The sequence below is a fragment of the Streptomyces sp. NPDC005648 genome, assembly GCF_040605395.1.
GTDB lineage: Bacteria > Actinomycetota > Actinomycetes > Streptomycetales > Streptomycetaceae > Streptomyces.
The window spans coordinates 77,045-87,210 of record NZ_JBEXCS010000036.1; the positions used below are offsets into that span (position 1 = coordinate 77,045).

At 71.3% G+C, this 10,166-nt stretch carries 8 protein-coding genes; 4 read left to right on the top strand and 4 right to left on the bottom strand.

The window, feature by feature from the left end; translation table 11 throughout:
• The first annotated feature begins 35 nt into the window (after positions 1–35).
• Genes ABZT17_RS21750 through ABZT17_RS21760 form a run of 3 tightly spaced genes read left to right on the top strand, consistent with a single transcriptional unit; the run spans position 36 to position 2,433 of the window.
• Positions 36–821: an ABC transporter ATP-binding protein gene (locus ABZT17_RS21750; RefSeq protein ID WP_356351108.1), complete on the top strand. Its 786-nt coding sequence runs from the start codon at positions 36–38 to the stop codon at positions 819–821.
• The gene (locus ABZT17_RS21755) at positions 808–1,686 is read left to right on the top strand and encodes an ABC transporter permease (protein ID WP_356351110.1); all 879 of its coding nucleotides are present in this window, start codon (positions 808–810) and stop codon (positions 1,684–1,686) included. Before ABZT17_RS21750 ends, ABZT17_RS21755 begins: the two co-directional genes overlap by 14 nt.
• 6 nt (positions 1,687–1,692) lie before the next feature.
• The gene (locus ABZT17_RS21760; protein WP_356351111.1) at positions 1,693–2,433 is read left to right on the top strand and encodes a sirohydrochlorin chelatase; all 741 of its coding nucleotides are present in this window, start codon (positions 1,693–1,695) and stop codon (positions 2,431–2,433) included.
• 647 nt (positions 2,434–3,080) lie between these two features.
• Here the strand turns inward: ABZT17_RS21760 and ABZT17_RS21765 are convergent.
• The 4 genes from ABZT17_RS21765 to ABZT17_RS21780 form a co-directional block, all read right to left on the bottom strand.
• A complete protein-coding gene (locus ABZT17_RS21765) occupies positions 3,081–5,687 on the bottom strand; it encodes a fibronectin type III domain-containing protein (protein ID WP_356351113.1) in 2,607 nt (868 codons plus the stop codon).
• A 124-nt stretch (positions 5,688–5,811) separates the two neighbouring features.
• Complete coding sequence (locus tag ABZT17_RS21770) at positions 5,812–6,429, bottom strand: DsbA family protein (protein ID WP_356351115.1); 618 nt, start codon at positions 6,427–6,429, stop codon at positions 5,812–5,814.
• Between the two features lie 87 nt (positions 6,430–6,516).
• Positions 6,517–7,551 carry a 2-dehydropantoate 2-reductase N-terminal domain-containing protein gene (locus ABZT17_RS21775; RefSeq protein ID WP_356351116.1) on the bottom strand — a complete coding sequence of 345 codons (1,035 nt, stop codon included), beginning with the start codon at positions 7,549–7,551 and terminating at the stop codon, positions 6,517–6,519.
• 98 nt (positions 7,552–7,649) lie between these two features.
• Positions 7,650–8,198 (bottom strand): DUF1697 domain-containing protein, encoded by a 549-nt coding sequence (locus ABZT17_RS21780; protein WP_356351117.1) that lies wholly within the window; start codon positions 8,196–8,198, stop codon positions 7,650–7,652.
• Positions 8,199–8,488: 290 nt separating this feature from the next.
• Here ABZT17_RS21780 and ABZT17_RS21785 point away from each other — a divergent pair.
• The coding region (locus ABZT17_RS21785) for an MMPL family transporter (protein ID WP_356351118.1) at positions 8,489–10,166 on the top strand (1,678 nt) is incomplete at its 3' end.

A 10,166-nucleotide genomic window follows, 5' to 3' on the forward strand; every position in this document is an offset into this window, starting at 1 on the left:
CGCAGGTCCCGACGAGATCCCAGGAGGTGACGACCATGGCCACGACCACGACGCTTGCCAAGGCCGACGAGTCGGTCGAATACGCGGCACGCCTTGAGCACGTCTCGAAGTCCTTCGCGGGACCGGGCGGGCAGCTGCTCGTCCTGGACGACATCAGCATCGATGTCGCGCCGGGCGAGTTCGTCACCCTCCTGGGGGCCTCGGGCTGCGGCAAGTCCACGCTGCTGAATCTGGTGGCGGGGCTGGACAAGCCCACCGCCGGCTCCATCACCACGGACGGGCGGCCGGCCCTGATGTTCCAGGAGCACGCCCTGTTCCCGTGGCTGACCGCGGGCAAGAACATCGAACTCGCCCTGAAGCTCAGGGGCGTTGCGAAGCAGGATCGGCGCGCCAGGGCCGAGGAGCTGCTCGAACTGGTGCGGCTCAAGGGCGCGCACGGCAAGCGTGTCCACGAGCTGTCCGGCGGTATGCGCCAGCGCGCGGCGCTGGCCCGGGCGCTCGCGCAGGAGAGCAACCTGCTGCTGATGGACGAGCCGTTCTCCGCGCTCGACGCCATCACCCGGGACGTGCTGCACGACGAGCTGACCCGGATCTGGGCGGAGACCGGGGTGTCCGTCCTGTTCGTCACGCACAACGTGCGCGAGGCGGTGCGGCTGGCGCAGCGGGTGATCCTGCTGTCGTCGCGTCCGGGCCGGGTGGCCCGGGAGTGGGCGGTGGACATCCCGCAGCCGCGCCGTATCGAGGACGCTCCCGTGGCCGAACTGTCCCTTGAGATCACCGATGTACTGCGTGGGGAGATCCGCCGTCATGGCCAGCACTGACACGACACCGGTCCAGGACGCCGGGAGCGTCGAGGCGGGCCTGGACGCGCTGGAGACCACGGCGACGAGCCGTCCCGGGTTCCGGCAGACCCTCGTCACCAAGATCCTGCCGCCGGTCACCGCGATCGCCGTGGTCATGGTCGCCTGGTACGTCCTCTACCCGATCGTCGACAACCCGTCCAAGCTGCCCTCGCCGGGCGCCGTGGGCAGCGAGTTCAAGGACGCCTGGCTCAAGGGCGATCTGCTCGGCTACATCTGGACCAGCGTCTCGCGCGGTCTGCTGGGCTTCCTCTTCGCGCTGGTCATCGGCACGCCGCTGGGGCTGCTGGTGGCGCGGGTGAGGTTCGTGCGCGCGGCGATCGGCCCGATCCTGTCCGGTCTGCAGTCCCTGCCGTCGGTGGCGTGGGTGCCGCCGGCCGTGATCTGGCTGGGCCTGAACAACTCGATGATGTACGCCGTGATCCTGCTCGGTGCGGTGCCCTCGATCGCCAACGGCCTGGTGTCGGGCGTCGATCAGGTGCCGCCGCTGTTCCTGCGCGCGGGCCGCACGCTGGGGGCGACGGGCGTCAAGGGCATCTGGCACGTCACCCTGCCGGCGGCGCTGCCCGGTTATGTGGCGGGCCTGAAGCAGGGCTGGGCGTTCTCGTGGCGCTCGCTGATGGCGGCGGAGATCATCGCCTCCTTCCCCGATCTCGGCGTGGGTCTGGGCCAGTTGCTGGAGAACGCGCGCACCAACAGCGACATGGCGATGGTGTTCGAGGCGATCCTGCTCATCCTGTTCGTCGGCATAGCGATCGACCTGCTGATCTTCAGCCCGCTGGAGCGGTGGGTGCTGCGCAGTCGCGGCCTGCTGGTGAAGAGCTGAACCCACGTGCACAGCAAGCCCGTTCTCCTCGTGATCGCTCACGGCAGCCGCGACCCGCGGCATGCCGCGACCGTGCACGCCCTGGTGCGTCGCGTCCGGTCGCTGCGGCCGGGACTGCGTGTGGAGACGGGCTTCCTGGACTTCAACATCCCGTCCGTGCACGGGGTGTTGGAGGCCCTGGCCGCGGAGGGCGTCCGTGACGTCGTCGCCCTCCCGCTGCTGTTGACGCGTGCGTTCCACGCGAAGGCGGACATCCCCGCGGTCCTGCGGGACGCGTCACCGCGGCTGCGGATCAGGCAGGCGGAGGTACTGGGCCCCTCCCCCTTGCTGCTCCAGGCCCTCGAACGGCGTTTGTACGAGGCCGGGTTGACGCCCGCCGACAAGTCCTCGACCGGGGTCGTGCTGGCCTCGGCGGGGTCCACCGACCCGGAGGCGATCGCGGTGATCGCGGATGTCGCGCGTGAGTGGCGGCACACCGGTTGGTGCGCCGTGCGCCCCGCGTTCGCCTCCGCGTCCCTGCCGCGCACCGAGGACGCGGTGAGGGAGTTGCGGGAACGGGGCTGCGAGCGTGTCGCCGTCGCCCCGTACGTCCTGGCCCCGGGTTTCCTCCCCGACCGCATCGCGCGGGGCGCGGCCGAGGCGGATGTGCTCGCCAAGGTGCTGGGTCCGGCACCGGAGGTGGCACGGCTGCTGCTTCGGCGCTACGACGCCGCACGGACGCCGATGCGGGCCGCCGTCGGCGCGTAGGGCCCGATCCGTGGTGGGCTGGATGCGCCGCGCGCGTTTCCCGGGTGGAAGTCACGGTGCGGGAAACAGAGCGGTCGGCAGGGGCGGGGGCGCGCCGGATCACCTCGACGGCCCGCCGCCAGAGCCCGGGTCGTGCGGGGTTCTCGGGGACCCGACCCGCTCGGCCCTGCGGTGACTGCGGAGACAGCGGAGGCCCGAGGGGCTCGCGAAATCCCGATGGGCAGGCCGGGGCCGGCAGGGACCGACAGGGGCCCCGCAAGCCCGGCAGGGACCACGGCTCAGCAGGGACCGCAGCGCAGCAGGGTCCGCCGGCCCGGCCGATCCAGCAAAGCCCCACCAACCCGGGTGAGGCCCGGCGAACCCCGCCTGACGCCATGGCCGACAGATCCCGCAAGCCCGGCAAGGGCCCGCAAGCCCGGCGAGCGCCCGCAAGCCCGGTCGGCCCGCAAGCCCGGCAAGGGCCCGCAAGCCCGGTCGGCCCGGCAAGCCCCGCAAGCCCCGCAAGCCCGACAGAGCTTGCGGGGCGAGTCGGTCTTGCGGGGCTTAGGGGGCGCCCCGCACACCACCCACCGTGGTCCCGCGCCCCTCTCAACCGGCCCAGCCGAGCCGTGGACGTGGTCCCGCGGTGGGGCTCGTCACGTCGGCTCTCAGGATTTCGTCGTTGCCGTCACCGTGGCGGTCGGGCCGGTGCCCGCTGCCGTCACGGCCGCGACGGTGATCGTGTACGAGGTGCCGGGCTTCAGTCCGCCGATCACCCGGAACATGCCCTTCGCCGAGGGCTGGGTGACCAGGACGTCCCGGCCGGTGACGTCGATCGGGGCGCGGCCGTCGGAGACGGTCACCCGGTAGCCGACGATCTTCGCGTCCCCGGTCGCGGTGGGCGGGGTCCAGGCGAGGGTGGCCGCCGTGGACGCCGTGCGCAGCTTGGGGGCGGTGGGTGCGGCGGGCAGGGTGGTGGCCGCCGTGGGGGTCAGGGGCGGCGAGGCGAGGGACGGGGCGCTGCCGCCGTGCGCGTTGCTCGCGGTGACCGTCACGGTGAACGGCCCCCCGGACGAGGGCAGTCCGCCGATCCGGACCAGGGCCGTGCGCTTGAACTCGGCGGCCGACACGCTCTGTTGGCCGACCGGCTCGCCGGCCGTGTCGTAGGCCCGTGCGGTGTACGACGTCACCGGTGAACCGCCGTCCGCGAAGGTCGGGTTGAAGGTGACGTACAACGCGTCCGCGCCCGCCGTGCCGGTGCCGACACGGGACGGTGCCTCGGGGACCGACAGGGCGCCGATCCGGCGGTCGAGCAGGCCGCGGTGGGCGGGTTCGAGTCCGGCGCCGGCCAGCACGTCCGCCGGCACGTCGGACAGGGCGGTCATGATCCGGTTCCCGGTGGTCACCAGCCCCTTGTCGTTCCCGTCGGCCGTGCCCTCCTGCCACCAGTTGTCCTTGACGAGGGTCGGGTCGTTGTTGCCGAGGCCGTCACGGTAGTCCGTGTGCCGGGAGGCGACATTGGCGTAGGAAGCGTTGTAGAGGACGTTTCCCTGCACGGTCTCGTAGGTGCAGCCGTTGTCGGTGTAGACGCTCTTGCCGAGCCCCCACTGGTCGTGGACGACGTTTCCGGTGACTTTCTCGCCGTCGGCCATGGAGGTGCCGGTCAGCCCCTGGGTGTAGATGCCGCCGCCGTCGTCGAGTCCCTGCATGTAATCGAAGATCAGGTTGTCGCGGACGGTGTTGTCATGGCTCGGGTTCGGGGTGGCCGGGTCGCCGATCTTGTCGGGCCAGCCGCCCCAGCCCATCGAGATCCCGGAGTAGGCGACGTGGTCGATCTGGTTGTGGGCGATGGTGTCGTTCTGGGTGTAGCCGTTGAGGATGGCGACACCGCCATGGTATTCGCGGGGCAGAGCGTAGAGGTGATTGTCCGTCACCTGCACCCCGGAGGCGGCCTTCCGGCCGTCCACTCCCCCGATCTCCAGCCCGTTGCCGGAGATGTCGGTGAAGACGCTTCCGCTCACGGACGAGTCCTCGCTCCCCGCCCCCAGGTCGAGGCCGGACGCGCCGAGGTGGGCGAAGACGTCGTCGGCGAAGCGGATGCGCTGCCCGTACGCGAAGGAGACGTTGCCGGGCATCTTCGTCCAGGACGCGAACGGACAGGTCCCGCCCTCGACGTACTGGCACAGGCCCTGTGTGGCCCAGCCCGTCGCCCCGGTGACGGTGTAGCCGGCCTGGATCTCGGAGAAGCCCTCGGGCCGCGAGGGCGTCAGCCAGGTCGCGTAGCTGAACTGGATGCCGCGGAAGGCGACGTCGTGCACGGGCGCGTCCGCCGTGCCCCGTCCGTCGACCAGTTTCTCGGCCGCCGCGGCCTCGACGTCGGCGCGGGCGAGGTCCTCGCCCGTGCGGGGCAGGTAGTAGACGGTTCGCGCGCTGTTGTCGAGATACCACTCACCGGGCTGGTCGAGGAGTTCGTAGGCGTTCTCGACGTACGACGCCTTCCCGCCGTTGGTGAGATGTCCCGGGCCGACCATGCCGACCGTGCGGCCGGGGATGTCCGGGAACTCGACCCGTTTGTTGGAGTTGTCCCAGCAGGGCTGGACCATGGTGATGGTGGTGCCCTCGGCGGAGGCGACGCGGCAGCGCGGCTCGGTCCACTGGCCGAGTCCGTTGCGCTCGATGTTCCAGAGGGCCTCGCCGCTGGTGTAGACGAACTCGGCGTCGGCGGGGTGCTTCCAGTGGGCGATGGTGTCCGAGGAGGCGGTGTAGCCGGTGGCGGTCTGGGTGAGGGTGACCGGCACGGCCCCGCGGGCCCGCTGGGCGCGCACTCCGTCGACGTACAACTGCCGTGTGTCGGTGAGTCCTTGGGGCGCGGGCGCGGACCACAGTCCCTTGCGGCCCGGGACCTGGTGCCAGCCGACGACCTGCCGGCCGCCGCTGACGACGGTGGCGCCGGTGCCCTGCCAGATCACCTGGTGGCCGCCGGTGCCGGAGTCGCGGGCGTCGAGGACGAGGGGGCCCGACTGGCGGTAGGTGCCGGAGGCGAGGTGGACCGTGAGGTCGGACTTCAGGCCGGCGGCCCGGGCGCGGACCAGGTCGCGGGCGTGTTGCAGGGTGCGGACGGGATGTCCTGCGCTGCCGTCGGCGTGGTCGTCGCCGGCGGGTGAGACATAGAGGTCGGAGGTCGCGGCTCGGGCCGGGGCCGCGAGGCCCGGGACGCCGAGGGCGAGTACGGCGGTGACAAGGGTGACGAGGGCGGCTCTTCGGTGCGTGGGCATGTACCCCTCCCGTGGGATCAGCCTGTACCCAACGCCGGGAAAGGTAGGAGCATTTGGGTGCCCCAGTCAATGAACGGGACGGAAATCGACGTAACCGGCTGCCCGCTCATGGCGATTCATCGGATCAGTCGAAGCGGAGGTTTCCCGTGCGGGTGCGCTTCAGCTCGAAGAGGTCCGGGTCGGCGGCCAATACCCGGAAGCTGTCGAAGAGTTCGGCCGCGCGCGTGCCCCGGGGAATCGCCCGCAGTACGGGCCCGAACCACACCGTGCCCTCCACATGGAGGGTGGGCGTACCGACATAGCCGCCCGAGTCGGGCTCCACCCCGGCCTCGTGGCTGCGGCGGACCGCGTCGTCGTACGACGGGTCGTGCGCGGCGGTGGCGAGGTCGGCGGGCAGGCCGAGTTCGGCGAGGGACTCGGTGATCACGGTGTCGAAGTCCTCCGCCTTCCGCTCGTGGATGCGGGTGCCGAAGGCCGTGTACAGGTCGCGCAGCACCTTCTCCCCGTGCCGCTCCGCCGCCGCGACGGCGACCCGGACGGGGCCGATCGACCGGTCCACCAGGTCCCGGTACCAGTCGGGGAGTTCGTTGCCGATGTTGTGGAGGTGCAGGCTCATGACGTGGAACCGGAGGTCGAGCGGACGTCGGCGCTCGACCTCCAGCAGCCAGCGGGAGGTGATCCAGGCGAAGGGGCAGGCGGGGTCGAACCAGAAGTCGACGCGGGTGGGTGAGGTGTTCGTCATGCCGTCGACGGTAGTCGGGAGGTGGTACAAGGTCTCGGCCTAATTGAGCGGTGTTTCATTGGCCCAATTCTGCCAGGAAGAGCATGCTCAGGGCTCTTGGACGGACGCCGACGCCACAGCCTCGCCGGCGAGGCGCGCGAGCTCCGCGACCGGCATCGAGCCCGCCTCGCGGTGCTCGCGCGCGAAGGTGTTGGCGAGGGTCTGGAGCAGGGTGTTGAACGGCGTCGGCACTCCGTGCAGACGGCCCAGCAGGGCGATCTCGCCGTTGAGGTGGTCGGCCTCGACGCTGCCCGTGGCGCGTGCGAGGGACTGCCAGGTGGAGCCGCCGCCGCGCGGGGCGCCGTCGAGCGGGACGAGGTCGACCTTGTGGCCGCGAACCGCCTGCTGCTCCTCGACGCCCACGTACGCGATCCCGGCGGCGTCCAGCACCGCCTCGCCCTCGGCGCGCACCCTCCGTCGCAGCTCGGCGGCGGCCTCGGTGCCGTCGTCCGGCCCACTCAGCGCCATGACGGTGTTGTTGAGGTTGGTCAGCAGTTTGGCGTACTGCCAGCGGCTGACGTCCGCGACGACCGGTGCCTCCAAGAACCGTGTCTTCTCCAGGCCGGCGGCGACCACTCGGGCGGTCTCGTCGGTGCCGTGGGGGTATCGGCCCAGATGCAGGATGCCGGTGAGCGGAGCGCCTTCGGCGGAGACCTCACCGGGCCGGAGATGGGTCGCCGGCAGCCAGACGCAGACGCCGTAGACATGCTGGAAGACGCGGAGGGCGAGGCGCTGGCCCTCCACCCCGTTCTGCGCGCAGAACAGGGGCAGCCGCTCGGCCGCCGTGCCGCCTCCCGTGACGGGCGCAGGGCCCCAGGTCCGCAGGGCGGCCTCCGTGTCCTGTGTCTTGACGGCGAGGACGAGCACGTCGTCGGGCCGCAGTTCACCGAGGCCGGCCGGTCCGTCGACGGCGGGGACGCGGTACGTGTACGAGCCGTCCGGCACCCGCAGCCGCAGCCCGCCGTCCCGCAGCGCCTCGTGGTGCGCGCCGCGCGCGACCAGAACGACCTCGTGCCCGGCTCCCGCGAGACGCCCGCCGATCGCACCGCCGACAGCTCCCGCTCCGATGATGATGTAGCGCATGGGACGAGCCTCGCACAGGCGTGTGTACAGAGCATGAAACACGGGGTGGACGCTGCGGACGCCCGATCCGCAGGCTCGCGCCGCTGCGCCTCCCGCGGTCACGGCGCCGTGAGGTCCACCAGTTTCGTCACCGTGTTCCAGTTCCGGGTCGTCGCGATCAGCCCTTTGTTGACGCGGGGCCTGGCGAGTTGTTCGGCGAGCTTGGAGCGGCCGAGCCCGTCCGGGGCGTAGAGGTAGAGGGCGCGGTCTCCGAGCCTGAACTCCTCGGGCAGACAGGCCTGCTGGTCGATCTCCCGGAACCTGTCCGCGTCGACGGGGCCGGAGAAGTAGGTGACGTGGAGCTGCTTGGGCTGCAGATCGGCGGCCGGGAACGGGCAGTCCTCGACGATCGCCCGCAGATAGGCGTGGTCCCGCACGATCACGTCCACCGGGAAACCGAAGCGCTTCTCGATCGCCTGCGTGAGCTCGTCCGCGAGCGACTCCTCGTCGCCGTGGCCGGACGCGAACACGGCCTGACCGCTCTGGAGATGGGTGCGCACGGTGTCGTGGCCGAGGCCCTCCATCAGCTGTCTCAGCTCGGCCATCGGGACCTTCTTCTTGCCGCCCACGTTGATCCCGCGCAGCAGCGCCGCATACGTCGTCGTCATGGCGCACACCCTAGAGCGGCCGCCGTGTCCCTCGGGGGTGGGCACGACCGCCGGGCCCGCGTGGCGCGGGCCGCGCGAGAGGCTCACCCCGATCGTCACCCCCGAGCGGCCCGGATAGATGTAAGGGGCCTCGGTCCTCCCCAGCGGTGAGACGCCCGGGTCCGTGGGGATGAGTCCGGGCCCTGCCACTTCACCGGGGAGCACGACGAGACGGCCTTATCGCGCCCATACCTTCGAAGCGGAAGGTGACGGCAGGGGGCTGTCACCGCATATGAGGGGGCAGGCCCGTCATGGGGAACGGAGAAACGCGGGTGCGGGGCATAGCCGCCCGGGCCGGCGGCTGGAGCGCCCGCCACCGATGGGCCGCCGTCGGTATCTGGGTGCTGTTCGTCGTCCTGGCGATGGGGATCGGTTCCGCAGCGGGCCGGGTCGACCTGAAGGACAGTGACCAGCTGAAGGGCGAGACGCACACCGCCGCCCAGATCATCGATGACGCGGGGATCAAGGAGCCGGCGAGCGAGACGGTCCTGGTCCAGGCGAAGAACGGCGGGCTCAAGGCCGGCGACGCGGAGTTCAAGGCGGCCGTCGCGTCCGTCGTCGAGGCGGTCGAGGGGACCGGCAGGGTCACGGACGTGAAGTCGCCGTACACCTCGGACACGATCTCCAAGGACGGGCGCAGCGCGCTGGTGCAGTTCGACATGCGCGGCGACGCCGAGACCGCGGGCGACCGCGTGGCGCCCGTGCTGAAGGCCGTCGCCGGGGTGCAGAAGGACCACGAGACGCTGCGGATCGAGGAGATCGGCGGCGCGAGCATGCGGAAGACCTTCGACGACGCGTTCGGGGACGACTTCCAGAAGGCCGAGTACTCCGCGGTGCCGGTGGCCCTCGGCATTCTGCTCATCGCCTTCGGCGCACTGGTGGCCGCGCTGCTGCCGGTCGCGCTGGCGATCACGGCGATCATGGCGACGATGGGTCTGATCGGCATCGTCAGCCATGTCCAGCCGATGACCGACACCGCCAACTCCGTGATGCTGCTGGTCGGTCTCGCCGTCGGTGTCGACTACTGCCTGTTCTATCTGCGCCGCGAGCGCGAGGAGCGGGCCGCGGGACGCGACGGACAGACGGCGCTGCGGATCGCCGCCGCCACCAGTGGCCGCGCGATCATCGTCTCGGGCATCACGGTGTGCGTGGCGATGGCGGGGATGCTCTTCACCGGGCTCGCCACGTTCGAGGGCATGGGCCTGGCCTCGCTGATGGTCGTCGCCGTCGCCATGGTCGGCTCGGTGACCGTCCTGCCGGCGCTGCTCTCGCTGCTCGGCGAGCGCGTCGAGAAGGGCCGGGTCCCCTTCCTGGCGAAGGCCATGGAGCGCCGTGCCGCCCGCACGGGCGGGGAGAGCCGCTTCTGGACGGCCGTCCTGCGCGGGGTGCTCGCCAGGCCCCTGGTGTCGGTGGTGGTGGCGGCCGGCGCGCTGCTCGCCGTCGCCGCTCCCGCGGTCGGCATGAAGACCCAGAACCTCACGCTGGACCAGGAGTTCGGCGACTCGCTGCCGATCGTGCAGACGTACAACCGGGTCAACGACGCCTTCCCGGGCGGCTCCGAGCCTGCCGAGGTCGTCGTCAAGGCGAAGGACATCAACGCCCCGGAGGTGAAGTCCGCGCTCGCTGACTTCAAGGCACGGGCGATCAGTTCGGGTGCCTCGCGCGGCCCGGTCCAGATCACGCTGCACAACGCGCAGAACATCGCCTACGTCTATGTCCCGCTGGTCGGCGGCTCCGACCTGGACAAGGCGGGCGCCAGTCTGGAGAAGCTGCGCGACGAGGTGCGGCCCGCCACCCTAGATGATCGATTCCAAGGGGTCAGTGATCGTAGGCGGTCAGTGAGCTGCGGTTCGTCGCGGCGGTGGCCAGTGCGGCCGTACGGACAGCGGTCGAGGCCTGGGCGGCGGGGCGCGCACCGGCGACGGGACC